The sequence below is a fragment of the Carnobacterium sp. GW821-FHT04C06 genome, from assembly GCF_059420345.1.
The window spans coordinates 275,627-300,983 of record NZ_JBWKTN010000004.1 but is presented as its reverse complement, the minus strand read 5'-3'; the positions used below and the strand labels follow the sequence as shown (position 1 = coordinate 300,983).

The 25,357-nt window shown below is 36.0% G+C and carries 27 protein-coding genes; 23 read left to right on the top strand and 4 right to left on the bottom strand.

Features of this window, described 5'->3' with window-relative positions; translation table 11 throughout:
- Positions 1–253: 253 nt before the first annotated feature.
- From AC07SW_RS08860 to AC07SW_RS08800, 13 genes are all read left to right on the top strand, one after another.
- The gene (locus AC07SW_RS08860) at positions 254–2,359 is read left to right on the top strand and encodes a cation:proton antiporter (RefSeq protein ID WP_034568238.1); all 2,106 of its coding nucleotides are present in this window, start codon (positions 254–256) and stop codon (positions 2,357–2,359) included.
- Between the two features lie 230 nt (positions 2,360–2,589).
- A complete protein-coding gene (locus tag AC07SW_RS08855) occupies positions 2,590–3,132 on the top strand; it encodes a helix-turn-helix domain-containing protein (RefSeq protein WP_034568240.1) in 543 nt (180 codons plus the stop codon).
- Between the two features lie 27 nt (positions 3,133–3,159).
- Positions 3,160–4,254 (top strand): ABC transporter ATP-binding protein, encoded by a 1,095-nt coding sequence (locus AC07SW_RS08850; protein ID WP_494632700.1) that lies wholly within the window; start codon positions 3,160–3,162, stop codon positions 4,252–4,254.
- A gap of 11 nt (positions 4,255–4,265) precedes the next feature.
- On the top strand, positions 4,266–5,081 hold the full coding sequence (locus tag AC07SW_RS08845; RefSeq protein WP_034568243.1) for an ABC transporter permease: 816 nt from the start codon (positions 4,266–4,268) through the stop codon (positions 5,079–5,081).
- Positions 5,078–5,911: an ABC transporter permease gene (locus AC07SW_RS08840; protein ID WP_034568244.1), complete on the top strand. Its 834-nt coding sequence runs from the start codon at positions 5,078–5,080 to the stop codon at positions 5,909–5,911. The genes AC07SW_RS08845 and AC07SW_RS08840 overlap by 4 nt, the downstream gene beginning before the upstream one ends.
- Positions 5,908–6,981 carry an ABC transporter substrate-binding protein gene (locus tag AC07SW_RS08835; RefSeq protein ID WP_135018237.1) on the top strand — a complete coding sequence of 358 codons (1,074 nt, stop codon included), beginning with the start codon at positions 5,908–5,910 and terminating at the stop codon, positions 6,979–6,981. Before AC07SW_RS08840 ends, AC07SW_RS08835 begins: the two co-directional genes overlap by 4 nt.
- Positions 6,982–7,228: 247 nt before the next feature.
- Positions 7,229–8,188, top strand: a complete 960-nt coding sequence (locus AC07SW_RS08830) for a phage tail tip lysozyme (RefSeq protein ID WP_135021095.1) — start codon at positions 7,229–7,231, stop codon at positions 8,186–8,188.
- A 214-nt stretch (positions 8,189–8,402) separates the two neighbouring features.
- Complete coding sequence (gene rpsN / locus AC07SW_RS08825; RefSeq protein ID WP_034568253.1) at positions 8,403–8,672, top strand: 30S ribosomal protein S14; 270 nt, start codon at positions 8,403–8,405, stop codon at positions 8,670–8,672.
- Between the two features lie 49 nt (positions 8,673–8,721).
- The gene (locus tag AC07SW_RS08820) at positions 8,722–8,859 is read left to right on the top strand and encodes a putative metal homeostasis protein (protein WP_160113853.1); all 138 of its coding nucleotides are present in this window, start codon (positions 8,722–8,724) and stop codon (positions 8,857–8,859) included.
- A 65-nt stretch (positions 8,860–8,924) separates the two neighbouring features.
- Positions 8,925–9,608: a ZinT/AdcA family metal-binding protein gene (locus tag AC07SW_RS08815; protein ID WP_034568254.1), complete on the top strand. Its 684-nt coding sequence runs from the start codon at positions 8,925–8,927 to the stop codon at positions 9,606–9,608.
- An 86-nt stretch (positions 9,609–9,694) separates the two neighbouring features.
- Complete coding sequence (locus tag AC07SW_RS08810) at positions 9,695–10,537, top strand: Cof-type HAD-IIB family hydrolase (RefSeq protein WP_494632697.1); 843 nt, start codon at positions 9,695–9,697, stop codon at positions 10,535–10,537.
- A 212-nt stretch (positions 10,538–10,749) separates the two neighbouring features.
- A complete protein-coding gene (locus AC07SW_RS08805; protein ID WP_034568258.1) occupies positions 10,750–11,337 on the top strand; it encodes a lytic polysaccharide monooxygenase in 588 nt (195 codons plus the stop codon).
- Positions 11,338–11,712: 375 nt separating this feature from the next.
- On the top strand, positions 11,713–12,300 hold the full coding sequence (locus tag AC07SW_RS08800) for a lytic polysaccharide monooxygenase (protein WP_485400882.1): 588 nt from the start codon (positions 11,713–11,715) through the stop codon (positions 12,298–12,300).
- Between the two features lie 68 nt (positions 12,301–12,368).
- On the opposite strand, the gene AC07SW_RS08795 is transcribed toward AC07SW_RS08800, so the two are convergent.
- Entirely contained in the window at positions 12,369–13,109 is a 741-nt protein-coding gene (locus AC07SW_RS08795; RefSeq protein WP_494632695.1) for a nucleoside phosphorylase, read from the bottom strand.
- A gap of 264 nt (positions 13,110–13,373) precedes the next feature.
- On the opposite strand from AC07SW_RS08795, the gene nifJ reads away from it, so the two are divergent.
- The 4 genes from nifJ to AC07SW_RS08775 all read left to right on the top strand — a co-directional run bounded on the left by nifJ (position 13,374) and on the right by AC07SW_RS08775 (position 19,298).
- Positions 13,374–16,934: a pyruvate:ferredoxin (flavodoxin) oxidoreductase gene (gene nifJ / locus AC07SW_RS08790; RefSeq protein ID WP_494632694.1), complete on the top strand. Its 3,561-nt coding sequence runs from the start codon at positions 13,374–13,376 to the stop codon at positions 16,932–16,934.
- A 235-nt stretch (positions 16,935–17,169) separates the two neighbouring features.
- On the top strand, positions 17,170–17,628 hold the full coding sequence (locus tag AC07SW_RS08785) for an ASCH domain-containing protein (protein ID WP_074401816.1): 459 nt from the start codon (positions 17,170–17,172) through the stop codon (positions 17,626–17,628).
- A gap of 32 nt (positions 17,629–17,660) precedes the next feature.
- Positions 17,661–18,332: a ribose-5-phosphate isomerase RpiA gene (gene rpiA / locus AC07SW_RS08780; protein WP_119908563.1), complete on the top strand. Its 672-nt coding sequence runs from the start codon at positions 17,661–17,663 to the stop codon at positions 18,330–18,332.
- 207 nt (positions 18,333–18,539) lie between these two features.
- A complete protein-coding gene (locus tag AC07SW_RS08775; protein WP_119908562.1) occupies positions 18,540–19,298 on the top strand; it encodes a formate/nitrite transporter family protein in 759 nt (252 codons plus the stop codon).
- Between the two features lie 36 nt (positions 19,299–19,334).
- Here AC07SW_RS08775 and AC07SW_RS08770 read toward each other — a convergent pair whose 3' ends face one another.
- Positions 19,335–19,541 (bottom strand): pyrimidine-nucleoside phosphorylase, encoded by a 207-nt coding sequence (locus AC07SW_RS08770; protein WP_074401817.1) that lies wholly within the window; start codon positions 19,539–19,541, stop codon positions 19,335–19,337.
- A gap of 162 nt (positions 19,542–19,703) precedes the next feature.
- Here AC07SW_RS08770 and gpmA point away from each other — a divergent pair, with 162 nt between their 5' ends.
- The 3 genes from gpmA (at position 19,704) to AC07SW_RS08755 (ending at position 21,529) form a co-directional block, all read left to right on the top strand.
- Positions 19,704–20,387 carry a 2,3-diphosphoglycerate-dependent phosphoglycerate mutase gene (gene gpmA / locus AC07SW_RS08765; RefSeq protein WP_034568270.1) on the top strand — a complete coding sequence of 228 codons (684 nt, stop codon included), beginning with the start codon at positions 19,704–19,706 and terminating at the stop codon, positions 20,385–20,387.
- A gap of 121 nt (positions 20,388–20,508) precedes the next feature.
- Positions 20,509–21,216, top strand: coding sequence for an AzlC family ABC transporter permease (locus tag AC07SW_RS08760; RefSeq protein ID WP_034568272.1), 708 nt, complete (start codon positions 20,509–20,511; stop codon positions 21,214–21,216).
- Positions 21,206–21,529, top strand: coding sequence for an AzlD domain-containing protein (locus AC07SW_RS08755; RefSeq protein WP_119908559.1), 324 nt, complete (start codon positions 21,206–21,208; stop codon positions 21,527–21,529). The genes AC07SW_RS08760 and AC07SW_RS08755 overlap by 11 nt, the downstream gene beginning before the upstream one ends.
- Before the next feature lie 43 nt (positions 21,530–21,572).
- Here AC07SW_RS08755 and AC07SW_RS08750 read toward each other — a convergent pair whose 3' ends face one another.
- On the bottom strand, positions 21,573–22,127 hold the full coding sequence (locus AC07SW_RS08750; RefSeq protein ID WP_135023079.1) for an SGNH/GDSL hydrolase family protein: 555 nt from the start codon (positions 22,125–22,127) through the stop codon (positions 21,573–21,575).
- Positions 22,128–22,269: 142 nt separating this feature from the next.
- On the opposite strand from AC07SW_RS08750, the gene AC07SW_RS08745 reads away from it, so the two are divergent.
- From AC07SW_RS08745 to AC07SW_RS08735, 3 genes are read left to right on the top strand one after another with little or no spacing between them, the layout of a single operon-like run.
- Positions 22,270–22,809 carry an acyl-CoA thioesterase gene (locus AC07SW_RS08745; protein WP_034568276.1) on the top strand — a complete coding sequence of 180 codons (540 nt, stop codon included), beginning with the start codon at positions 22,270–22,272 and terminating at the stop codon, positions 22,807–22,809.
- 21 nt (positions 22,810–22,830) lie between these two features.
- Positions 22,831–23,607 (top strand): GNAT family N-acetyltransferase, encoded by a 777-nt coding sequence (locus AC07SW_RS08740; protein ID WP_494632693.1) that lies wholly within the window; start codon positions 22,831–22,833, stop codon positions 23,605–23,607.
- A 15-nt stretch (positions 23,608–23,622) separates the two neighbouring features.
- Positions 23,623–24,285, top strand: coding sequence for a Type 1 glutamine amidotransferase-like domain-containing protein (locus tag AC07SW_RS08735; protein ID WP_119908556.1), 663 nt, complete (start codon positions 23,623–23,625; stop codon positions 24,283–24,285).
- A gap of 27 nt (positions 24,286–24,312) precedes the next feature.
- On the opposite strand, the gene AC07SW_RS08730 is transcribed toward AC07SW_RS08735, so the two are convergent.
- A complete protein-coding gene (locus tag AC07SW_RS08730) occupies positions 24,313–25,317 on the bottom strand; it encodes an oxidoreductase (RefSeq protein WP_413489874.1) in 1,005 nt (334 codons plus the stop codon).
- Between the last annotated feature and the right edge of the window lie 40 nt (positions 25,318–25,357).

The following is a 25,357-nucleotide window of genomic DNA, read 5'->3' as shown; positions in this document are numbered from 1 at the left end:
TTGTGAAGCTTGTCTTCACGATTTTTTTCTTTTTAATGGTCGTTAATTAAAGAAATTCTCATAAAAATACCATTGAAAAATGAAGTTCCTTTTATAACGAAAAAAAAAGAAAGAATAAAATAGCTTGATATAAAAGGAAAGCAGAGGATGAAATTCAATTTTTTTCGAACTTTATAAAAACAATCCTGTATTTTTATGCTATAATTTACACTAGTGATTAAAATAAAAAACTTATAAGGAAGTGAATAGACCTTTGCCAATTTTAGAAGGAGCCATTATTTTATTTGTCCTAGTTGTGGTGTCTAATATTATCAGCCATTACATTGTTTCAATTCCAACAGCCCTAATTCAAGTCGCATTAGGCTTGATGGCCGCATTATTTTTTGGAATTCAAATTGAACTGGAGACAAGTTGGTTTATGCTCTTGTTTGTTGCCCCACTTCTATATAATGACGGAAGGCACTATCCTAAACGGGATTTATGGAAATTAAGAATCCCTATTTTTGGGAATTCAATTCTTTTAGTTTTTCTAACGACAATTGTTGGTGGGTATATTATTACTGCCATGACTGATAATAAAATTCCATTGGCGGCAGCGTTTGCCTTAGCTGCTATTTTATCGCCAACCGATCCAGTAGCGGTAAACGGGATTGCAGAGCAAGTAAAACTTCCAACTGGAATTTTGCGACTTGTTCGTGGAGAAAGTTTAGTTAATGATGCTAGTGGTTTGATTGCCTTTAAATATGCAATTGCAGCAACTGTGACAGGTGCGTTTTCTTTAAAAGAAGCTACGCTTGATTTTTTCTATATGGCAATTGTGGGAATGATTCTTGGGATTGTTCTAGAGCTTTTGCTGTATGCGTTGAAAAATTGGTTAAGCAGCCAAGGAATTAAAGACGTTGTCTTGCATACCTTGATTCAAATCTTAACCCCATTTATGATTTACTTAATTGTTGAAGATTTATTCCACGCATCAGGTGTTATTGCAGTAGTAGCCGCAGGTGTTGTGGCGAATAACAAGCAAGTGTTAGTAGAAAATCGAATGGCTGAAGTTCGAATTGTAACGGAGCGGACATGGGACGTGATTATTTACTTGTTAAATGGATTGGTGTTCTTGATTCTTGGAATCGAGCTGCCATTTGCCATGCGTTCAGCTTTAAAGAACCCATTGATGGGAAATTTTCTGCTAGTAGAATATGTAATTATTCTTTGGTTAGTGATTTTGATTTTAAGAATTTTATGGACGTACAGTTACATGTGGTTTGATTTTTCATTTGGGAAACACAAAAAAGAAGTGAAACCAAGTTTTAAAATTGCATTGATGTCAGGTTTGACAGGAGTTCGTGGTGCTGTGACAATGGCCGGTATTTTATCTGTCCCATATGTATTGAACTCTGGTGAGGCTTTCCCTGGCAGAGCAATTATGTTATTTTTAGCATCTGGCGTAATTGTAGCAACCTTGATTGCCGCAACAGTTGCATTGCCTTTCTTAACAAAATCGAAACGCCGTTTAGTGACTTCAGGGGATGAACTAGCTGATTATCCTGAAGAGGAAACAGATAGCTCTGCAGATGATGATTTAAAGGAAGCGCAAGCTAGAATTCATATTATGCAAGTTGCGATTCGTACGATTGAACAAGAAAGTCGGCCGGAAAATCGAATGGCATCCTATGATTTAATTCATGAGTACAACCATATGATCCGTCGCTTACAAATGGAGTACAACAGCCAAGAAACGATTACTCGTTTTTTAAAAGATGAGGTGAGTATTCGCTTAATTGCAATTGCAGCAGAAGTTGAAAAAGTGAAGGAACTAAAAGAGAATGGGTCAGTTGATAAAGAAACAGCTGAACAATATTTACAAGTTCTTGCTAGACGTCAAAACGGTTTAAATAGTGATATTGGTTCGCGTTTAAATCACGGTTGGATTTTATTGAAACGAACCTACCGTAAAAGTTTACGTGGTCTTTTAAGACTAAAAAAAGGAGCCTCGTATCAAGAGCAGTATCGTAAACGCCTTGCTTTAGAAAAAGAAGCGGCTAAAAGTGCGATACGTAAACTATCAGAGTACATGAAAAAAGAATTGAAAAAAGATGGGAAGGTGGATAAGACCATCGCTTACCATTTGATTGTTGAATACCGTAATAAAATTGAACGGATCAAACGCTTTGGTGAAGATTATTCAGAAGAATATGAAAAACAATTGCAAGAGTTGCGTTTAAAAGCTTTAAATTCAGAAAGAACCGACATCCAAAAAATGTTTGAGAATGGTGAAATCAGCCGTGAATTAGCGAATTTATTGCGCCGTTTTGTAAACTATACAGAAAGCTCGGTCATGGATATTGGAAATGAAGAGTAACTGTTATTTTATTAAATGAAACTATTCAGAAAAGAACCCAAAAATAATTGATTTTTTTCAATTATTTTTGGGTTTTTTTCTTGTTTTTTTAGAAAAACGCGTTATAATAAATAAGGTTTAAGTAAACTTAATACTTAGTATAAGTAAACAATTGTCGTTTGAAGTTTAGTAAAAGTAAACTTCAAACTAAACAGATTCAAGAAAACCAATGGAACTAAAGGAGAATTTTAATGGAAATTGGCAAGCGAATCAAAAATTTACGAATTCAAAAAAATTTAACGCAAGAAGAACTGGGAGAACGAACTGATTTAAGTAAAGGATATATCTCTCAATTAGAGCGAGATTTAAGCTCACCATCAATGGAGACTTTTTTTGATATTTTAGAAGTGTTAGGATGCAGTCCTAAAGACTTTTTTGAAGAAGGACAAAAAGAACAACGTGTGGTTTATTCAGCAGAGGAAATGACGGATTTTGAAGATGAAGAAAAGGGTTATCAAATGAAATGGCTCGTTCCTGAATCAAATGAAAATGAAATGGAACCTGTGTTGCTTACGTTTAAAGAATCAGGAGAGTTTAAAAAATTTGCGCCCTCTCTTTCAGAAACGTTTGGTTATGTAACGAAAGGCGCGATTTGTATTGAAATAGGCTTGAAACGTTATTATGCGAAAAAAGGCGAATCGATTTATTTTCATGGTACAAAAGAACATCAATTAAAAAATGATTTTAATGGCGAAAGCCAGCTGTTACTTGTGGTAACGAACTCTTATTTATAATGAAATCACCTAAAGGAGTTATTTAAAATGACAAAAAATTCAATTATCGCATTTGAACATGTGGTGAAGCAATACGATGAGGATGAGCCGGTTTTAAAGCAAATTGATTTTGAAATTGAACGTGGCAAATTTTATACCTTATTAGGACCATCTGGTTGTGGGAAAACAACGATTTTAAAATTGATTGCAGGGTTTATTGAAGCCTCAGAAGGAACGATTTTGTTAGATGGAAAAAAGGTTAACGATGTTCCAGCAAACAAGCGAAAAGTAAATACGGTTTTCCAAGACTACGCGTTATTTCCTCATATGAATGTCTTTGAAAATATCGCTTTTGGGCTAACGATTAAAAAAATGGATAAGACTTTGATTAAAGAGAAAGTAAAAGATGTACTAAAAATGGTTCAATTATCTGGTTATGAAAATCGTGGGATTAGTGAAATGTCAGGTGGTCAACGTCAGCGAGTAGCCATTGCACGAGCGTTAGTAAACGAACCAGAGGTCCTTTTATTAGATGAACCTTTATCAGCGTTAGATTTAAAGTTGAGAACAGAAATGCAATATGAATTAAGAGCACTGCAACGTCGTTTAGGAATTACATTTGTATTTGTGACCCATGATCAAGAAGAAGCCTTGGCGATGAGCGATGAGATTTTTGTAATGAACAAAGGGGAAATTATTCAAAGTGGAACGCCAGTGGATATTTATGACGAACCGATTAACCGCTTTGTTGCGAATTTTATTGGCGAAAGCAATATTGTAAAAGGTCATATGGTTGCTGATTACGAAGTGAAATTTGTCGGTCACACCTTTGAATGTGTGGATGCAGGGATGAGAGATAATGAAGCCGTTGAGATCGTGATTCGCCCAGAAGATTTAGCCATTACATCAGTTGAAAAAGGCAAGCTGGTTGCAACCGTTGATACACAATTGTTCCGAGGTGTTCACTATGAAATTATTTGTCACGATAGCGAAGCCAATGAGTGGGTGGTTCATTCGACTAAAAAAGCAACAATTGGAGCAAAAGTTGGCTTGTTTTTTGAAGCAGAGGACATTCATGTTATGCGCTTTAATGAGACAGAAAAAGAATTTGATGCACGTTTAGAAAGTTACGAGGAAGATTAAGGAGGGATGTTATGACAAAGCAAACAAAAACGTTTTATTTTATTCCCTATGTTTTTTGGCTATTGCTATTTGTAATTGCCCCGCTATTATTGATTTTATATCAATCTTTTTTCAATGTAGATGGTCAGTTTACGCTGGAAAATTATCAAACGTATTTTACTTCAGGTACGTATTTAAAAATGACCTTTAATTCCGTTTGGTATGCCTTTTTAATTACCTTATTTACGTTATTAATTAGCTATCCTACGGCGTATTTTTTAAATAAAACGAAGCACAAGCAATTATGGCTGATGTTGATTATTTTGCCGACCTGGATTAATTTGCTTTTGAAGGCTTATGCTTTTATTGGAATATTTAGCATGAATGGGAGCGTCAATCACTTTTTAGAATTTATTGGCATTGGCAGACATCAAATTTTATTTACAGACGTGAGCTTTATGTTTGTTGCAGCCTATATTGAACTGCCTTTTATGATTTTGCCAATTTTTAATGCAATTGAAGAATTGAATCCTTCTTACATTAGCGCTAGCCGTGATCTAGGGGCGAATAATTTTGAAACCTTTAGACGAGTTATTTTTCCTTTAACACTAAACGGTGTGAAAAGTGGTGTTCAAGCAGTCTTTATTCCTTCACTATCCTTATTTATGCTAACGCGTTTAATTGGGGGGAATCGAGTGATTACCCTTGGAACGGCAATTGAGCAACATTTCTTAGTAACACAAAACTGGGGAATGGGTTCAACGATTGGCGTGGTTTTAATTGTTGCCATGATTTTAATTATGCTGTTAACAGGGGAAAAGAAAAAGAAAGGGGGCAAACTTAAATGAAAAAAGGCTTGTTAAAAGGTTCAAATTTGTATTTAATCGCTGTTTTTAGTTTATTGTATGCGCCCATCTTTTATTTGATTTTTTATTCCTTTAACGCAGGCGGTGATATGAATGGCTTCTCAGGCTTTACTTGGGAACATTATTTAGCGGTTTTTGAAGACAAACGGTTGATTACCATTGTCTTGAATACCTTATTGGTAGCTTTTCTGTCAGCATTGATTGCAACGATGATTGGAACTTTTGGGGCAATGGGCATTTATTATACGAAAAACAGAAAAACAAGAAATACGTTGCTTAGCTTCAATAATATTTTAATGGTTTCTCCTGACGTCATCATTGGGGCAAGTTTTTTGATCTTCTTTACCTTTTTAGGTTTAGGACTAGGGTTTGGTTCAGTTTTGCTTTCTCACATTGCCTTTAGCATTCCAATTGTCGTGTTAATGGTCTTACCAAAAATGCAAGAAATGAATGACTCGATGATTATGGCTGCGCGAGATTTAGGAGCAAATAGCCTTCAAGTGCTAAGTCGTATTGTTTTACCAAGTATCACGCCAGGTATTTTAGCAGGCTTTTTTATGGCTTTTACCTATTCGCTTGATGACTTTGCAGTGACCTTTTTTGTAACAGGAAATGGATTTAGTACGTTGTCTGTAGAAATTTATTCACGGGCCAGACAAGGGGTTAGTTTGGAAATCAACGCTTTAAGTGCATTGATGTTTGTTTTCTCACTAGCACTAGTTTCAGGTTATTATTTTATTCAACAACACAACTACAGCAAAAAACAAAAGCTAAGACATAAGCAGCATGCTGAGGCGGTGGATATGATATGAAAAAATTAGGTACCTTAATGGCAGCTATTTTAATTCTATGTGGTGGACTTTACGCCTATGCAAAGCATTTAGAAAAAGCACAAGGATTTTCAGGGAACAATACGATTACCCTCTATAATTGGGGAGATTACATTGACCCCTCTTTAATAAAGAAATTTGAAAAAGAAACAAACTATAAAATTTCCTATGAAACATTTGATTCAAATGAAGCGATGTTTACAAAAATCAAACAAGGTGGAACAGCCTATGATTTAACAATTCCTAGCGAATATATGATTCAAAAAATGATCAAAGAAAAAATGTTAGTGCCGCTAGACAAATCAAAAATCAAAGGTCTAAACCATATCGACCCGCGTTTTATGGATTTAGCTTTCGATCAAAAAAATACCTATTCGATTCCTTATTTTTGGGGAACATTAGGAATTATTTACAATGATAAATATATAAAAGCGAGTGATATGCAACATTGGAATGATTTATGGCGACCAGAACTAAAAAATAATTTAATGTTGATTGATGGTGCTAGAGAAGTAATGGGGCTGTCGTTAAATAGTTTAGGCTATTCTCTAAATAGTAAAAATCAAACGGAGCTAGACAAGGCTGCAGCAAAATTAAGTACCTTAACCCCAAATGTCAAAGCCATCGTAGCCGACGAAATTAAAATGTATATGATTCAAGAAGAAAGTGCTGCTGCAGTGACTTTTTCTGGAGAAGCCAGTGAAATGTTAGACAACAATGAACATCTACATTACGTGATTCCAAGTGAAGGCTCTAATCTTTGGTTTGATAATTTTGTTATTCCTAAAACTGCTAAAAATAAAGAAGGAGCCTACGCCTTCATTAATTTTATGCTAGAGCCTAAAAATGCAGCACAAAATGCTGAATATATCGGATATTCTACGCCGAATAAGGATGCCATGAAGTATTTACCAAAAGAAATCGCGAATGATAAACAATTTTATCCAAGTGATGAAACGATGTCCCATTTAGAAGTGTATCAAGATTTAGGTGCCGACTATTTAGCGATTTACAATGATTTGTTTTTAGAGTTTAAGATGTACCGAAAATAAAAAAACAGGCAATTGCGGTCTAAGTAGACTGTAATTGCCTGTTTTTTGAATTAAAATACACCTCAAAAAGACTTTTGAAAGAAAAGTGACGATATCTTGAAAGAGAATAACAAGAATTTAGAGAGGTGTGACCGAAGAAAGGAAGATAGAATAGGTATTAAGATAATAACTGATCACTATTATTGATGAAAGATAGCTAAAGAGAATATTCCCTGAAAAAAATGTCACTGAAAGGAATTGAATTAAAATGAATTTTACTACAACACAGCTAGAAACTGCAAAAACAGTATGGATGATTCTGAAACAGTTTGGTTATAATAATATCTCAGCTGCAGGCGTTATTGGAAATTTGTATGCAGAGTCTTCTCTTAACCCAAATGTAAATGAGCATAGCGGGGGAGGCGGTTATGGATTAGGTCAATGGACACCAAAAAGTAACCTTTATAAGCAAGCGGCTATTTGTGGCATTTCCAATACAGAAGCAGAAACGGTTCGAGGACAAGCAACAATTATTGCGCAAGGTGATAAAACAGGTCAATGGTTGGTCTATGGAAATCCAGATTATCATCCAACCGTTACAAAAAATCAGACCCTGTCAGCATTTAAAGAGACAGTCAACTTATCTGCCGCCGCTGCCAATTTTTGTGCACACTGGGAACGACCTAACGTGAATTACGCTCATATGCCTGTCCGTATTGATGCGACAAACAGTATTTACCAATTATTAGATGGAGAGGATGAAGATGAAATGAAATTATCAGATGTAAAGGTAGCAGGAGTACGTGCAAATAGTTTAGGATCTCTTAAAGTATTTGAAGATACTATTTTGAAAAAAACACCAACAGGATACGGAGAAGTGACCGGTCAAACTGTTAAAGTCGGACAGGAGTTTAAAGTATTTAATGTAAATAATGGTTATTACCTTATTGGAAATGATACATGGGTATCAGGAGAGTATTGTAATTTTTTACCTAATCCATCTTTAACTGTGAAAATGGAAAGTTTGGTAAATAAAGTAGTAGTTTCAATTGAAAATCCACTTCCACTATATGATGATCCATCCAATCCAAACGCTATCGTAATTGGAAAAATCAATAATCAAGATAAGTATAAAGTTGTAGGAGAAAAATATGTAGGAGATCGTTTGTATCTAAACATTGGCGGTTGGAATGCAGCAGACTTTTTCAATATTTATTCAGCAAATTAATTTAATTAAGAAGCACAGTTTTTTTAAAACTGTGCTTTTTTAGGTTTTATTTCTATCGAGTAGAATCTTCTACTCGATTTTTTTTTGTAAGCAATAAGAGAAAGGGAGTAGTTGACAATTAAAAATCAACATGATAGTATGATAAATGCATAAAACGTAACGATTACGATTTAAACCTAATAAAGGAAATTTAATTATTAAAGGAGAGAAGACAATGGCAAAAAAATCAAAAATAGTAAAAGCAGAAAAACAACGTCAACTGGTTAGTGACTATGCTTCAATTCGTAAAGAATTAAAAAAACAAAGAAATTATCAAGCATTAGCAAAATTACCAAAAGATTCAAATCCGAATCGCTTAAGAAATCGAGATCAACTAGATGGCCGTCCCAGAGGATATTTACGCAAATTTGGCTTATCTAGAATTAACTTTCGAGAATTGGCATTGAAGGGTCAAATTCCAGGTGTGAAAAAAGCAAGCTGGTAGACTATTTTTAGGTAGTCACAAAATAATAAAATGACAGGAGAGACTCTATATGGAAAAACAAGATTTATCAAGCGCCTATCGCCGTTTAGTTAAAAGTACAAATAGAAAAACACGAAAAAGAGCATTAAAACTTATCCATGAACATAAAAGAAAGAGAACCAAACAATTGATACAGCTGACAAAATAATTTTAGTTGCATTAATTGAACGAACAAAGACACTAAAATAAGCAAGAGTTAAAAAGGGGAGCATTATGAAAAAAAAGATGGCATTGGTTTTAGTAATGATAGTTGCAATTGTAAGTACGGGATGTATAAAAAATGAAAAAACAAAAAAAACGGAGACGTCTTCTAGTCAATTAGAAAAAAAAGAAACCGAAACACACTCTCACCATCACGCTACAAAAGCAAGCGAGGGAATTTTTGAAGATAATGAAGTCAAAGAACGTTCCATTTCAGATTGGCAAGGCTCTTGGAAATCGATTTATCCCTATTTAGTGGATGGTTCACTAGATGAAGTATTTAAAGAAAAAGCTAAGACGGGGGATAAAACTGTCGATGAATACAAAAAATATTATGAATCAGGCTATAAATCAGACATTGAAGCCATTGATGTTTACAATAACAAAATGGCGTATCTTGTTAACGGTGAGTGGCAAGAGGCAGAGTATGAATCTGCAGGCTATCAAATTTTAACCTATGAATCGGGTAAAAAAGGAGTTCGTTATCTTTTTACTTCTAAGACAGAAGAAACACAGGCTCCAAAGTATGTTCAATTTAGCGATCACCTTATAGAACCTCATAAGAGTGGTCATTTTCATATCTACATGGGAAATGAGAGTCACGAAGCGTTGTTGACGGAAATGACTAATTGGCCGACGTTCTTCCCAAGTAAAATGAGTAAAAAAGAGATTATTCACGATATGCTGTATCATTAATATCAAAAATCCCCTTGACATGAAATGCATTCCATACTCTATAGTAATTATAGGAGCAACGATTACTATAGAAATGGGGAGACAAGATGAGTCATACGATTATTTTTATGGATGTAGATGGGACGCTTTGTGATGATACCGGACATGTACCAGAATCAGCCGCAATGGCGATTAAAGCAGCAAGAAAGAATGGACATTTGGTCTATTTATGTACAGGACGTTCAAAATCAGAGCTTAATGAAGAGATCATGTCGATTGGCTTTGATGGCTTAATAGGAGCTGGCGGAGGATATGTTGAAAGCAATGGTGAAGTTCTAAGTCATTTGAAATTTAAAGAAGAGACAATGTTAGATTTAATTGATTTTTTAGATGAAAATGGTGTGGCGTATTATTTAGAATCAAATGATGGATTATTTTCTAGTAAAAACTGTGTATCAACAATGAATGAAATTATCTTTTCGGACATAGATCAAGCAAGTGAGGATTATCAAAGTTTAAGATCAACCTTAGATGTCTTTTGTAGTTATTTGACTGAAAAAAATGATTCTATCGATTATTCTACTATTAATAAAGTTTCCTTTATCAACAATCAAGTTCCTTTTGGAGTGATTCAAGAAAAATTTGGGACTGAATTTAATGTGATGCGAAGTACGGTTCCAGTTTTTGGAAAAGACAGTGGCGAAATCGTCTTGAAAGGAATTCACAAAGGCGTTGCCATTACTCAATTGCTTGAACACCTTAATGAAGAGGTTTCAAGAACCATGGCGTATGGCGATGCTCATAATGATATTGAGATGTTTGAGTTGGTAAATGTTGGAGTAGCAGTGGGAAATGCTAGCGAAGATTTGAAAAAAATTGCGGATGATTTAACGAAAGCTCATAATCAAGATGGTATCTATCAAAGTTTTAAAAAATATCAATTAATTTAAGGAATGAAGATGGCCCCTTAGAGTTTTATAAGGGGTATTTTTTTATTTCTTTTTTATTAGTTTTAATTGGTATAATTGTGAATGATTAAATATACTTTTTTATAAATAGAATTAAGTAATAATTAAAGGGATATCTTTAGACAACATTATAACATTATGTTAATATTCGTTTTGTAAGCGGAAACAAAAAACAAGGATGAGGAGATGTTCTAATGAAGAATCGGTTAATAAAATTTATTTTGGTGGCAGCGTTAGTTGTTGGAGGATTAGGTGTTTTCACAGCTTCAGCATCGGCACATGGATATGTATCATCACCAGGCAGTCGTGCCTATAAAGGCAGTAACTTAGGTGGCAATTTAAACACAAATGTTGGACAAGCTCAATGGGAACCACAAAGTATTGAAACATTAAAAAATACCTTTATTTCAGGTAAGCTAGCAAGTGCTGGTTTAACTCAATTTGCTCCACTAGATGAACAAACAGCAACCAGATGGCATAAAACAGACATTAAAACAGGCGTTCAACCTATTACGTGGACATTAACAGCAAAACACAGCACAACTAATTGGAAATACTTTATGACAAAAGAAGGCTGGAACCCAAATCAACCATTAGACATTAAAAACTTTGATTTAATTGGTCAAGTGAATGATAATGGTGCGATTCCGACTTCACCAACTACCCACAATGTAACCATTCCAGCAAATCGCACAGGCTATCATGTAATCTATGCAGTTTGGACAATCAATGATACAGCAAATGCATTTTATCAAGCAATTGATGTAAATGTAGTAAAATAAATCAATCAATGCCATCTCTTAATTAGAGATGGTTTTTTTTATTTAAGAATAGAAAAGAAATATAGTTCAGAAGAAATGTTTTTTAATCTGAATTTAATTTATGTGTTGTTGTTATATAAAAATTGGTATTTTTATTTCTGTATTAAGAAAAAAACAAATAGTATAAAAAGAGTTAGATAAATGATAAAATCCGTTAAAAAAAATGATACACAACTTCTGGAAAATAAAGAACAGTGAATTTAGAAAAAATTGGTCTAATGATAATAAAAAATAAGTATCAAATAAAAAATAAAAATAATTTAATTTTTATAATTATAAAAATGCAGGTGTGCTATTCTTAAAAAGTAACAAAATAGAATAAAAGGAGAAGTGATTATGAAAAAGAATCTATTAAAATTTGTTTTAACGGTTACATTGGTATTAGGAGGAGTTGCAGCATACACATCAACAGCTTCAGCACATGGATATGTTTCTTCACCTGCAAGTCGCGTTTTTAAAGGAACTGAACTAGGTGGAAAGTTAAACGAAAATATTGGCGATGCGGCATATGAACCACAAAGTATTGAAACCTTCAAAGACACTTTTGTGACTGGTAAATTAGCAAGTGCAGGAATTTCTCGTTTTTCATTATTAGATGAACAAACAGCTGAAAGATGGAACAAAACAGATATTAAAACAGGAGTTCAACCTTTTACTTGGCATTTAACAGCTCCACATTCAACAACGACTTGGGATTATTACATGACAAAACAAGGTTGGGACCCAAATCAACCATTAGATATTAAAAACTTTGAATTAGTAACACAACAAGATGATCATCATGCTATTCCAGTTGAAAATCCTACACAACTTGTAACGATTCCAGCTGATCGTACTGGATATCATGTTATTTTAGCAGTTTGGAATATTTTTGATACACCAAATGCATTTTACCAAGCAATTGATGTAAATGTAGTCAAATAAAGAAAAAAAGGAGCGCCTAATTCAAAGAAATTAGGCGCTCCTTTTTTATTTATTTCCTGGGAAATGAGCTACATTAAACAAGCTTTTAAAACCAGTTCAGCAGCATTTTGATGAAGAATTTCATAGTCTGTATCTTCTATTTTTTCATGATTCATACGACTAAGATGTACCACTAAACAATTAGCAGCAGGAATTTGATAGAGAGAGGCTAATAAATAAAGCACAGCCGTTTCCATATCGCAGTTCAACACATGACGCTCTTGCCAGTAAGACATGAAAGCAGAATCTACTTTGGGTCCATTAGAAAGTTGAGGGTCTCTTCCTTGACCTAAATAATAAGATTGCGTGGTCATACCTAATCCAACATGACTAGTAAAGCCTTCTTCTTTTGCTTTTTCAGTTAGTTTTGCTAATAAAATTGGATCAGCAGTTGCAGGATAAGTATCAGGTGCATAGTTGGCTAGCATTCCTTTGTCTCGGACCATCCCATGGTTAAACATTAAATCACCAGCTTGAATGTCGTTACTCCAAGCACCACATCCTCCTAAACGAACAAATTGTTTAGCACCACTTTGAATCAGCTCAATTACAGCAATTTCAGTCGATCCAACCCCCATTCCAGTAGAACAAATAGAAACTCTTTTGCCCTTCCAAAAGCCACTGACTAAAGTGAGTTCTCGATTTTGAGAGACGATTCGTGTCTTTTCCCAATGTTGAGAGATGAGTGTCACACGAGCGGGGTCTCCTACTAAAAGAGTAAGCTCACCGAGATCATCGGAAGTGACGGTTTTTAAATGAGTGGTATTCATAGATATCCTCCAATTTTAGTATGATTAAAGAAATCAAACATATGATAAATTCCTACCTATTCTAACAAAAGTAAGGACGATTAGCAAAAAAGCACTAATTGAATTATTTCTTAATCTTATATGAAGTAATAATTCATGATGTTTTCGTGAAAAAACCTTCATTCACTTGTATTTATGATCTAAGAACATTAAAATAAAAGGGTTAATAGAAATTTATTTTTGCACAAACTTAGTTAAAACAACAAATTGAAAAGAGGAGAAGACATGAGAAAGCAAAAAACAATGGATGGGAATACGGCAGCGGCCTATATTTCATATGCGTTCACTGAAGTTGCAGCGATTTATCCAATTACCCCCAGTTCAACAATGGCCGAATTAGTGGATCAATGGTCATCAGATGGCAAGAAAAATTTATTTGGGCAAGAAGTGAAAGTCGTTGAAATGCAATCAGAAGCAGGCGCGGCAGGAGTTGTTCATGGGTCGTTAAAAACCGGAACGTTAACCTCGACTTACACAGCTTCACAAGGCTTGCTGTTGATGATTCCCAATATGTATAAAATCGCAGGCGAATTGTTGCCAACTGTTTTTCACGTTGCCAGTCGCGCAGTCACAACGAATGCGCTAAATATTTTTGGCGATCATAGTGACGTAATGGCAGCTCGCCAAACCGGTTTTGCCATGCTTTGTGAAGGCAGTGTTCAAGAAGTGATGGATTTATCAGCTGTTGCACATTTAGCAACACTAGAAAGTTCATTACCCTTTGTAAACTTTTTTGATGGCTTTCGTACAAGTCATGAGATTCAAAAAATCGATGTCTTAGAATACGATGAATTAAAAGGTCTTATGAACAATGACGCTCTGACAGTCTTTCGTCATAATGGGATGAATCCAAATCATCCAACGGTTAGCGGAACAAACCAAAATCCTGATATTCATTTTCAACAAAGAGAAACGATTAATAGTCATTATGAAACTGTTCCAACGATCGTGAAACACTACATGGATGAAATCAACCAGTTGCGAGGAACGAATTATGATTTGGTGAATTATTATGGGCATGCTGAAGCAACAGAAGTTCTTGTTGCAATGGGCTCTGTGACGCCGGTTATTGAAGAAGTTGTGGACTATTTAAATAGTCAAGGCAAGCAAGTGGGCTTGATGAATATTCGCTTGTATCGTCCATTTCCAGTAGCAAGCTTTATTGAGCAGTTGCCAAAAACAGTCGAAAGAATTGCTGTTTTAGATCGAACAAAAGAACCAGGAGCAGGTGGAGAGCCGCTTTTATTAGATGTTCAAAGTGCCCTTTATGATTCAGCGATACGTCCAAAAGTAATTGGTGGACGATATGGTCTAGGATCAAAAGACGTGACGTCAAGCGATATTTTAGGGATTTTTGATCATTTAAGTCAAGATGAAACGTCATTGAAACCGAGATTTACAGTTGGAATCGTGGATGATGTGACGTATTTATCCTTGCCTAAAGGGGAAAAAATTGATTTAACACCAGCTGGAACGTATCAAGCAAAATTCTGGGGCTTTGGTAGTGATGGAACGGTGGGAGCGAATAAATCAGCCATCAAATTGATTGGGGATCATACTGATTTATATGCACAAGGGTACTTTTCCTATGATTCTAAAAAGTCTGGCGGATTGACCGTTTCCCATTTACGCTTTGGTCAAGAGCCAATCAAATCAAGCTTTTTAATTGAAACCGCTGATTTTGTTGCCTGCCATACTGCGGCGTATTTAAATCAATATGATCTAGTTAAAGGCTTGAAAAAAGGCGGTATTTTCTTGTTAAATACAGCTTGGGATGATGAACAACTTAGCAAAATGCTGCCAACTAAATTAAAGAAATACCTAGTTGAAAATGATATCCAATTTTATACCATTAATGCGGTTAAGTTAGCGAATGAAGTTGGATTAGGCCGACGGATCAATACAATTATGCAAACTGCTTTTTTCAAGGTAACAGAAATTATGCCGTTTGAGGAAGTCGTGAATTTGATGAAGGCTGATGCAATGGCGGTTTATGGAAAAAAATCCATTAAAATTGCAGAGACCAACCAAAAGGCGATTGATGCAGCAGTCGAATTAGTTCATAAAGTGACGATTCCTGAAAGTTGGGCAACGGAAGAAGTTATTGAAGAAGAGCGAGACACAAGTCATTTGCCAAAATTTGTTTTCAATATTTTAGAACCGATGAATCGTCAAGAAGGAGATTCTTTAACAGTTAAAAATTTAATCGATAACAAGATGACAAGTGGCGAAATCCCAGTTGGTATGGCTGCTTATGAAAAACGTGGGGTTGCTTTAGAAGTCCCAGAATGGATTCCTGAAAATTGTACCATGTGTAATGAATGTGCCTTTGTTTGTCCTCATGCAGCGATTCGTCCGTTTTTAGCAGATGAAGAAGAAATGGAAGAAGCACCAGCTGGCTATATTGTACGGGATATCCGTGGAGCAGATGGATTGAACTACCGTATCCAAGTGGCAGTAGATGATTGTACAGGTTGTGGGTTATGTGTGGCCGCTTGTCCGGCTAAAGAAAAAGCCATTCAAATGCGTCCATATGAAGAACAAAAAGAGCAAGCTGTTAACTGGGCTTTCTCAATGACGTTAAAAGCAAAAGCAAATCCATTTAAGAAAAATACAGTTAGAGGATCACAATTTGAACAACCGTTAATGGAATTTTCAGGCGCTTGTTCTGGTTGTGGTGAAACCCCTTATGTGAAATTGTTGACGCAATTATTTGGCGATCGAATGATGATTGCTAATGCAACAGGCTGTTCTTCTATTTGGGGAGGATCAAGTCCTGCAACTCCTTATACAACGAATAGTGAAGGTTGTGGCCCTGCGTGGTCAAACTCTTTATTAGAAGACAATGCTGAATATGGTTACGGAATGCATTTAGCAAATCAATCAAGACGGGAAGGCATTGCCCTTAAAATGATTGAAGCCATTGAAGCGGGTATTCCAAGTGATGGGTTAAAAGAAGCTTTTGAAAATTGGATGAATGGCATGCTTGAAGGTGAAGGGACTAAGGAACGTGCCAATGAGCTGTTATTTGCTCTGCTTCAAGAAAAAGAACAAGCGCCAATTTTGGAAGAGATTTATCAAGAGCGGAATCTTTTCATTAAACCGAGTCAATGGATGATTGGCGGCGACGGCTGGGCTTATGATATCGGCTTTGGCGGAATCGATCACGTTTTAGCAAGTGGCGAAGATGTAAATATGTTGGTGATGGATAACGAAGTTTACTCGAATACAGGCGGCCAAACATCAAAAGCAACCCCAACTTCTGCGATTGCAAAATTTGCAGCTAGTGGAAAGTACGCTTCTAAAAAAGATTTAGGGATGATGGCGATGATTTATGGGAATGTATACGTGGCACAAATCGCTTTAGGAGCCAACCAAGCTCAAACGATTAAAGCTTTTGAAGAAGCTGAAAAATTCCCAGGCCCATCATTGATTATTGCATATACGCCGTGTATTGTTCATGGTTTAGTAGGCGGTATGGGCAACGCCTTGAAGGAAACGAAGGAAGCAGTCGATTCTGGCTATTGGTCATTGTATCGCTTTAATCCGTTGTTAAGTGAAAAAGGGAAGATTCCGATGATTCTTGATTACAAAAAGCCTCAATTTGCGGATATGAAAGAATTTATGATGACACAAACGCGCTTCTCATCTCTTTCAAAAGCCAATCCTAGCGTTGCGGAGCATTTATTTGAAAAAACGGTGGAAGATGCTAAAATACGTTTTTATAATTACGCTAGAATGACAGGTCAAGAAGAAAAAATTAGATCAAAACTCGAAAAAGAATAAGAAGGAAAAGCTTCAAGTCTAAAAGATTTGAAGCTTTTTTATTGGGGTACAATATAAGCGGAATCTTCATTATCAGAGATTATCTCCTATCCTTGAAAAAAATATGGTACAATAAAAATGGTCTTAAAGAAAATTTAATAAAATAACTAACACGTCCTAGTAAAGTAATAGGATTTATTTTATTGATTCACGATGCAATGTGTTATTAGTTGCGAAAGAAAGAATGGTGTTTGATATGGAAAATGAATCCGCAAAACAGCTTTGGCAGAATTTTAAATTACAAAATCCAAACGTACCTGATACTTACTCTGTTTGGGCATTTGGCGACTCAAAAGAAATGGCCGATGAACTTTCAGCATTGGTGCTTTCAGGGTTAAAAACAGCTACTTGTAGTGCGTTGCATGGTTATAAATTAGAAAACGAGCCGATTCCAAAAGCTGGTGATTATTCAGTTATTTTGGATGGGAATGGTGAAGCAATGGGGATTGTTCAAAATCGTAAAGTAACAATTTACTCTTTTGAAGAAGTTCCAGAAACCATCGCTTATGAAGAAGGGGAAGGCGATCGAACCTTAGCCTACTGGCGTGAAGAACATGAAGCGTTTTTCAAACGTGAATTCGCTGAAATGGATTGGGAGTTTAGCCCATCAATGGAGATTGTGTGTGAACAATTTGAATTGGTTTATGCGGCTTAAAATAAATAGATAACTTTTAGGAGGAACGAGACGTGAATTTAAAGCAAATGGTTGGAGAAAAAGCAGCTGAATACATCAAAGAGGGTATGGTAGTTGGATTAGGAACAGGGTCTACTGCTTACTACATGGTGGAAGCTTTAGGACGTAGAGTGAATGAAGGTTTGAATATTATTGGTGTAACGACGTCAACAAGAACGAAGGAACAGGCTGAAGGCTTAGGTATTCCACTGAAAAGTGTAGACGAAGTAGATGTGATTGACATTACGATTGATGGAGCAGATGAAATCAGTCGTGACTTTCAAGGCATTAAAGGCGGCGGCGGTGCACTGTTATTTGAAAAAATCGTAGCAGATTATTCTAAAAAAGTGATTTGGATTGTAGACGAAAGCAAAATGGTTGATGAATTAGGCGCGTTCCCCTTGCCAATCGAAGTCATGACTTACGGAAGTCTTCAATTATTTAAAATTTTTGAGGCAAAAGGCTATCAACCAGAATTTCGCTTAGATGAAGCTGGTGAAAAATATGTAACAGATGGCGGTCACTTATTGATTGATTTAAACATGAAAGAAATCAAGGAGCCACATGCCTTAGCAACATGGTTAGATGGCTTAACAGGCGTGGTAGAGCATGGCTTGTTTTTAGATCGTGTGAATACTGTCATTGTGGGTTATGAGAATGGTCCAGTTGTGAAAGAAGTGCGTTAATTCAACTAGTTAAAAGAGATTGACAAAAACGATTCATTAGTCGTTTTTGTCAATCTCTTTTTTGAATCCACTTTTTATTAAATCTTGTGAAAAAAAACACAAAAAAGATTGTAATTTCAAAAAAATCAAGTAAAATAAGAAAGTATTAGAACTTATAAATGATAAAATACGATTCAATTAATTAATCAGTAGGAGTGAAATGAAACGATGTACACACCAGATGAAATTCTAGACATTACCATCCAAATGGGCAAAAAGAAAATTGCCAAACCATTATCAAGTAAGCTATTACTTGGATTTGTAGGAGGGGCGATGATTTCGTTAGGCTATTTAGCTTATATTCGGGTTGCCTCTTCAATGATTGAAGAATGGGGCAGTTTTGCAAGCTTTATTGGCGCTTGTGTTTTCCCAATCGGTTTGATTGTGATTCTTTTAGGTGGAGGCGAGTTGATTACAGGAAATATGATGGCTGTTTCGGCTGCTTGGTTGAATAAAAAGGTAACAATGAAAGAATTGCTTATCAATTGGTTGACGATTACAGTAGCTAACATTGTTGGAGCACTTTTCGTAGCGTACTTTTTTGGTCATATCGTAGGCTTAACAAGTTCAGGTGCTTTTTTACATGAAACAGTCACTTTAGCTCAAGGGAAAGTTGCGGCTAGTCCGCTGCAAGCCTTTATTTCAGGAATCGGCTGTAATTGGTTTGTAGGATTAGCTTTATGGTTATGTTACGGTGCTAAAGATGCATCAGGTAAGATGTTAGGGATTTGGTTTCCTGTCATGACCTTTGTTGCGATTGGGTTTCAACATAGTGTGGCTAATTTGTTCGTGATTCCAGCTGCGATCTTTGAAGGTGGTGCAACTTGGAGTCAACTGATTCAAAATTTTGTTCCAGTTTATTTAGGCAATATTGTTGGTGGAGCTGTATTTGTCTCAGCGTTATACTACAAAGCCTTAAAACATTAATAAAAAAACGAATTCCATTATTGGAATTCGTTTTTTTTATTTATCTGGATTTGCAAAAAAGAAACGGATAATTGATACAAATACAAAGAAAAAGCCGCCAATTAAAATTAAATCCATAATGACATGAATGTAGATCATCAAGCCACCGCTTTTTACTGCATTTTCAAGAAAAGGCATTGTTAAGTAACAAATAAAATAAATAATACTAATCAACCAAGCGCTATAAACGATTTTTTTTAACATAAAATGAATCGTTCCCTTCATTCAAAATGATAGAGTATTTGTTGGAAAAGGACTCTTTACGTATCATAGCAAATCTCTTTTCGTTCTACAAATAAAATTTTCGCATATTCTAGTATTTAGGTGTACAATAGTTGTATCAACAAGAGGAAAGTAGGGATTTTAATGAAATTAGTTTTTGTACGTCACGGACTTAGTGATTGGAATGCCTTGAATCAATTTACCGGTTGGGTGGATGTTGATTTAAGTGAAGCAGGATTAGCAGAAGCAACGGAAGCAGGTCGTAAAATCAAAGAAGCAGGTCTTGAATTTGATGTTGCCTTTACTTCTGTCTTAAAAAGAGCCATTAAAACCTGTCACATCGTGTTAGAAGAATCTGACCAATTATGGGTTCCAGAAGTAAAATCTTGGCGCTTAAATGAACGTCATTATGGAGCGTTACAGGGCTTAAATAAAAAAGAAACAGCTGAAAAATATGGTGCAGACCAAGTTCAATTATGGCGTCGTTCATATGATACGTTGCCACCATTATTGGCACCAACGGATCCAGGATCTGCAACAAATGACCGTCGCTATGCAAACTTACAAAAAAGTCGTATTCCAATGGGTGAAAATTTGAAAGTAACGCTAGAACGCGTTATTCCTTTCTGGGAAGATCAAATCGCTCCAGCTATCTTGGATCACAAAACTGTTTTAGTAGCAGCACATGGCAATTCATTACGTGCCTTAGCAAAATACATTGAGGGCATTTCAGATGACGATATTATGGCATTGGAAATTCCAACAGGTCAACCGTTAGTTTATGAATTAAATGAAGATTTATCGGTTAGTAAAAAATATTATTTATAAGGGAATAGATTGGAACAGTCTTGTTAAAAATCAAGACTGTTCTTTTTTTTATTAAAAATAAATGAAAAAAAGATGAGATTTTATGCTATAATGGCAGATACAATTGGGGGGATACATAAATATGAGAAAGCAAGAATGGTTAGAGGCTATAAAGGTCATTTATCCAGTAACAATTGGTTTTGTACCATTGGGAATGGCTTGTGGAATGGTGTTGTATGATGCTGGATTCAGCCCGTTAAGTATTTTATTAATGAGCTTGCTTGTATATGCAGGAGCTTCGCAATTTATGGTGGCTTCGATGCTTGTGATGGGGGCAACAGTGCCGGCGATGATTATGATGACATTTTTTTTGAATTTAAGACATGTTCTAATGAGTTCAAGTATGTCAACGCATTTTAAAAATAGTTCGATTCCAATGATTTTCTTGTACACGCACTCCTTAGCAGATGAGAGCTATGCAGTGAATTACAATCAATTTCATAATCATGAATGGAGTGAGACGAAGGCCTTGAAAACAGGGCTTATTCCGTATGTAGTTTGGGGAATAAGTACTTTTGTAGGAGGAATTATTGGCAGTAATTTAAGCATTAATACAACGATTATGAACTATGTGCTGATTGCGATGTTTATTTGCTTATTAGTGATGCAGTTTGTTTCCCCATTATTTTTAGTTGTAGGGATTGTTGCAGGCTTTTTTTCTGTGGTGTTAATGATTTTATTGAAGCATAATATTGCCTTAGTTATTGCGGCTATTCTAGCGTCTTTTGTGGGATTTTTCATAGATCAGTATTTGACTTCAAAAAAAGGAGCGGTGTCTGATGAGTCGTGAACAGCTTTATTTAATTTTGGGAATGGCAGTAGTAACCTATTTACCAAGAATGTTGCCGATGTTGCTATTAAGCAATCGGGAAATTCCACCTAAGTTTGTGAAATGGATGTCCTTTATTCCAGTTTCTATTTTTTCTGCGCTAATTTGTTCAGATATCTTTTTCTGGCAAGGAGCGTTTTCGATAAATCCGGTTACGAATTTAAAATTATTACCTGCCGTACTTGTTTTGTTTGTCGCTTATTGGACTAAAAATATTATGTGGTCTATTCTTTTTGGCGTTGCAGGGATTTCTTTAATGGTTTCTCTTTTTTAATCAATAAAAAGACAGCTCTTTTTTGAGAGGGCTGTCTTCTTGTCTATGCTTTGATGGCTTTTGCAATTTCCTCGGCTAAAACGTCATAGCCGATTTCGCTAAAGTGAAAACCATCTTCTTGAAGGCAATCTAAATAATTAGGTCGATCTAGCATAGCCAATTGCAATTCAGCTAGCTTTGTTTGGTATTGAGTTGCCAATTCACGGACGATATTTCCATAATGGATTAAGCGACTATTTGGGCGTTCTGCTTGTTGGAGTGCCTGATTGCTTAAAGCAGGTGTGATTAAAATTACTTTTGACGCTCCAATGGTTTCAATCATCTTAGTTAGATGGAGTCGATACTCGTCAATTTGCACCAGTAGACCAGTGGATGCGTCGTTTGAACCAAAGAATACAGTAACTAAATCTGGTTGTTTGCTTAAAACGTGTTTTTCTAAGCGAGCAATGCCATCGACTGTCGTGTCTCCAGGGATTCCGACATTTAGAATTGTTTCTTCTGGAAAATAGGTAGCTAATTTTTTAGTTAAAATGGGAGAAACAAAATCATTGGCATAGCCAGCCGTAATACTGTCTCCAAATAAAATAAGTTTACGCATAAAGGATCTCCTCTCTCTGATTTTTATTATAGAGGAAGTTAAATAAATCTGCTAGTTTATTTGAAGGCAATTAAAGAGAATTTTAAAAGGAAATAATGATATAATAAGTAAGAAGGAATCAACTATTGGAGGAATCAGGATCATGAATCAAGAAACAAAGCGTTTAACAAAAACTTGTGGGGAGTCAAGAGTTGTTCAAACTCATCGTGTTTTTCCCTATGATTTAAATCAACATAAGACCTTATTTGGTGGAAAATTAATGAGTCTGATTGATGACACAGCATCTATTTCGGCTACTCGTCATAGCAGAGCCGTTTGTGTAACAGCGTCAACCGATTCGCTTGATTTTTTACATCCTATTTTTGAGGATCATTCTGTTTGTGTTGAAACCTATGTTACAGGAGTAGGCAAACGCTCAATGGAGATTTTTGCAAAAGTGATGGGAGAAGAGTTGTTAACTGGAAAGCGTTATTTAGCGGCAACAAGCTTTATGACTTTTGTGGCTGTTCCAACAGCTGAGCATCCAACGATTGTTGTGCCACTGATTGAGGCTTCTACAAAAGAAGAAAAAATGGTCTGTAGTGGATATGAAGAGCGTCGTCAAAAAAGAATCGCAAACCATCAATTTAATGAAGCGTTTGCGGATAGTATGACAACCAACACACCATGGTCAGCTACTTGATAAAAAAGGGGAGGGGCTTTTTTGCTTAGAAAATGCACAGAAAAAGATAAAAAGCGGTTATTAGACTACTTAGAAAAAGGACCAGCGCTAAATTTGTTTACAATAGGGGATATTGAGATGTATGGCTTTGATTCGTCGAGTCAAGACGTTTGGTGTTATGAAAATGAGGCGTTGGAAATTGAAGGCGTTCTATTGCGGTATAAAAAGAATCTCATCCCTACTCATAGTATTGATTTTTCTGGAATCGAGGAATTTATTTCTTTGATTCGAACCCTTGATTTTACTTATTTATCAGGAAAACAAGCGATTTTAAAAGGCTATCAAGAGGCTTTTCCATCATTGATTGCCACAAGTACTTATTTTGCTGAATGTCAGAAGTTAGCGGAAAAAGTGGATACGACAAGAGTGGAGGATTTAGAAGTTGAAGGTATTTCCGAGTATTTTCAATTGATGCGTACTTGCTTTAATAAGTGTGAGCTTGTTGCAGAAGAAGTAGTGGAGAAAATTAAATCAGGAAAAGCAGTGATGAAAATTGTTAAAAATCAAGCTGGTAAAATTGTAGCGGGTGGAGAGGTCTCGGTTGAAAGCCAGACTTCTGGAATGATTATTGGCGTAGGGACGTTACCTGAAGAGCGTGGTCAGGGCTTTGCCTCAGCGGTAGTGTCAGAGTTAGTTACCCATTGCTATGAGCAAGGAAAATCGGCTTGTTTGTTTTATCATAATCCAATAGCGGGGAAAATCTATAAACGATTAGGATTTCAAGATTTAGATCAATGGATGATGTTGAAGAAAAAGTAGAGAGTAGGCGCATCGATGATGGATAAAAAAGTGAAAAAGATTATTTTAGGTGGTGGAACACCGCCGCCAAGTAAGGAAATCATTGATTATGCGACAGAAGGTTTATCCTCAGGGGCGCGAATTTTATATTTAACGGTTCGAGTAGGTGGAGCGGTAAAATATCAGGAACAATGCCGTCAGCTATTTTATGAAGCCGGCTTTACTCATTTTGAAACGATTTGTGGAGATGATGTGGAAAAAGAGATTCTCATAAAAGCTATCCAGTCAGCAGAGTTGATTTTGATTGGCTCTGGGAATACCTTGAAATATCACCGGATTTACAGCAAAGGCGAAGTGAAAAAAGTGTTAATTGAAGCCTATTACTCAGGCGTTCCTTTAGTAGGATTTTCAGCGGGAAGCTTGATTATGCCAGAAACAATGTTGGTTTCCTATAAGGATAACCTGTTTGGAATCCGTGTAAAAAAAGGATTGGGACTAGTAACGGATTGCGTCATTAGTGCGCATTATTCAAAATGGCGGGAACATCGAATGTTACGAGCAGGACTAAAAAAAGCCAAGGTGCCAATTGGCTATGGTATCAATGATGACAGTTATCTCGTTTTTGAAAACGATCGTCCCCGTTTTTTTGGTACGATTTATATCGAACGAAACCATCAAATAAAAAAAAGCCTCGTCTAACAAAAACGTTAGGCGAGACTCTTTAGCTTAATGAATTTTTACTAAAGTACGACCAGTCATTTCACCGGATAAAATTTTGTTAAAGGCAGTAGGCAATTCGTTCAAGGTAATTTCATTGTCAATCATCATTTCTAAATGATCGGGTTTCATAGTAGTTGCAAGGCGATTCCAAAGGCTTTTTCTTAATGCCATAGGACAACTTACTGAATCAATTCCTGTTAAGTGAATCCCTCTTAGAATAAATGGAAGAACGGTTGAATCAAAGTGAAGACCTCCAGTATTACCGCTTAAAGCAAGTGTCCCACCGTAGCTTAATTGGGCTAACCATTGGGTAAGTCCGTGACCACCAACAGGATCAATGATTCCTTGCCAAAGTTGTTTTTCTAACGGTTTGATTTTTTCCAATTGAAGTTCAGCAGGTGTTGTAACGGTTGTTGCTCCAATGTTGTGTAAATAGTCTGTCGAAGCAGTAGCTTTTCGAGAGGCAGCAGTGATTTGTTGATAGCCTAGTTTGTTTAGCATCGCAATAGCCATACTTCCAACGCCTCCTGTAGCACCAGTCACAAGAATTGAATCAGTTACTGTCAATGGATTTTGCTCCAACGCGTGAATGGATAACGCAGCCGTAAAGCCAGCTGTTCCAATAATCATCGCCTCTTTTAACGTTAAGCCCGTTGGTAATGGGACAATCCATTTACTAGGGACGCAGGCATACTCGCTAAATCCACCAAAATGAGCAGTTCCTAGCTGATAGCCAGTGACCAATACTTTGTCTCCAATGTTAAAATTGGCATCTGTAGAAGAAACAATTTCACCGCTTAAATCGATTCCAGGTATCATCGGGTAGTTCCGAACGACCCCACCGCCTTTTTTTGTGGCTAAGGCGTCTTTATAGTTTACGCTAGAATAATGAACTTTAATAAGGCATTCTCCTGTAGGTAAATCGCTTAAAGTAAGTTCTTCAATTGCTGTTTGGATGGTATCCGATTCATTTTTTGCCAGTAAAGCTTTAAAGTTAGTCAAATGTATCACGCTCCTAATCATTGTTTATACTCTCTTTACTATAAAGGGA

Excerpts from the sequence above, each read along its gene's own strand:
- AC07SW_RS08815 (WP_034568254.1), top strand. The coding sequence starts at position 8,925 with ATGAAAAAAAAGATGGCATTGGTTTTAGTAATGATAGTTGCAATTGTA.
- AC07SW_RS08760 (WP_034568272.1), top strand. The coding sequence starts at position 20,509 with ATGAGAAAGCAAGAATGGTTAGAGGCTATAAAGGTCATTTATCCAGTA.
- AC07SW_RS08830 (WP_135021095.1), top strand. The coding sequence starts at position 7,229 with ATGAATTTTACTACAACACAGCTAGAAACTGCAAAAACAGTATGGATG.
- AC07SW_RS08785 (WP_074401816.1), top strand. The coding sequence starts at position 17,170 with ATGGAAAATGAATCCGCAAAACAGCTTTGGCAGAATTTTAAATTACAA.
- AC07SW_RS08795 (WP_494632695.1), bottom strand. The coding sequence starts at position 13,109 with ATGAATACCACTCATTTAAAAACCGTCACTTCCGATGATCTCGGTGAG.
- AC07SW_RS08800 (WP_485400882.1), top strand. The coding sequence starts at position 11,713 with ATGAAAAAGAATCTATTAAAATTTGTTTTAACGGTTACATTGGTATTA.
- AC07SW_RS08845 (WP_034568243.1), top strand. The coding sequence starts at position 4,266 with ATGACAAAGCAAACAAAAACGTTTTATTTTATTCCCTATGTTTTTTGG.
- AC07SW_RS08840 (WP_034568244.1), top strand. The coding sequence starts at position 5,078 with ATGAAAAAAGGCTTGTTAAAAGGTTCAAATTTGTATTTAATCGCTGTT.
- AC07SW_RS08735 (WP_119908556.1), top strand. The coding sequence starts at position 23,623 with ATGATGGATAAAAAAGTGAAAAAGATTATTTTAGGTGGTGGAACACCG.
- AC07SW_RS08820 (WP_160113853.1), top strand. The coding sequence starts at position 8,722 with ATGGAAAAACAAGATTTATCAAGCGCCTATCGCCGTTTAGTTAAAAGT.
- nifJ (WP_494632694.1), top strand. The coding sequence starts at position 13,374 with ATGAGAAAGCAAAAAACAATGGATGGGAATACGGCAGCGGCCTATATT.
- AC07SW_RS08805 (WP_034568258.1), top strand. The coding sequence starts at position 10,750 with ATGAAGAATCGGTTAATAAAATTTATTTTGGTGGCAGCGTTAGTTGTT.
- rpsN (WP_034568253.1), top strand. The coding sequence starts at position 8,403 with ATGGCAAAAAAATCAAAAATAGTAAAAGCAGAAAAACAACGTCAACTG.
- gpmA (WP_034568270.1), top strand. The coding sequence starts at position 19,704 with ATGAAATTAGTTTTTGTACGTCACGGACTTAGTGATTGGAATGCCTTG.
- AC07SW_RS08835 (WP_135018237.1), top strand. The coding sequence starts at position 5,908 with ATGAAAAAATTAGGTACCTTAATGGCAGCTATTTTAATTCTATGTGGT.
- AC07SW_RS08810 (WP_494632697.1), top strand. The coding sequence starts at position 9,695 with ATGAGTCATACGATTATTTTTATGGATGTAGATGGGACGCTTTGTGAT.
- AC07SW_RS08850 (WP_494632700.1), top strand. The coding sequence starts at position 3,160 with ATGACAAAAAATTCAATTATCGCATTTGAACATGTGGTGAAGCAATAC.
- AC07SW_RS08745 (WP_034568276.1), top strand. The coding sequence starts at position 22,270 with ATGAATCAAGAAACAAAGCGTTTAACAAAAACTTGTGGGGAGTCAAGA.
- AC07SW_RS08755 (WP_119908559.1), top strand. The coding sequence starts at position 21,206 with ATGAGTCGTGAACAGCTTTATTTAATTTTGGGAATGGCAGTAGTAACC.
- AC07SW_RS08750 (WP_135023079.1), bottom strand. The coding sequence starts at position 22,127 with ATGCGTAAACTTATTTTATTTGGAGACAGTATTACGGCTGGCTATGCC.
- AC07SW_RS08855 (WP_034568240.1), top strand. The coding sequence starts at position 2,590 with ATGGAAATTGGCAAGCGAATCAAAAATTTACGAATTCAAAAAAATTTA.
- AC07SW_RS08775 (WP_119908562.1), top strand. The coding sequence starts at position 18,540 with ATGTACACACCAGATGAAATTCTAGACATTACCATCCAAATGGGCAAA.
- AC07SW_RS08770 (WP_074401817.1), bottom strand. The coding sequence starts at position 19,541 with ATGTTAAAAAAAATCGTTTATAGCGCTTGGTTGATTAGTATTATTTAT.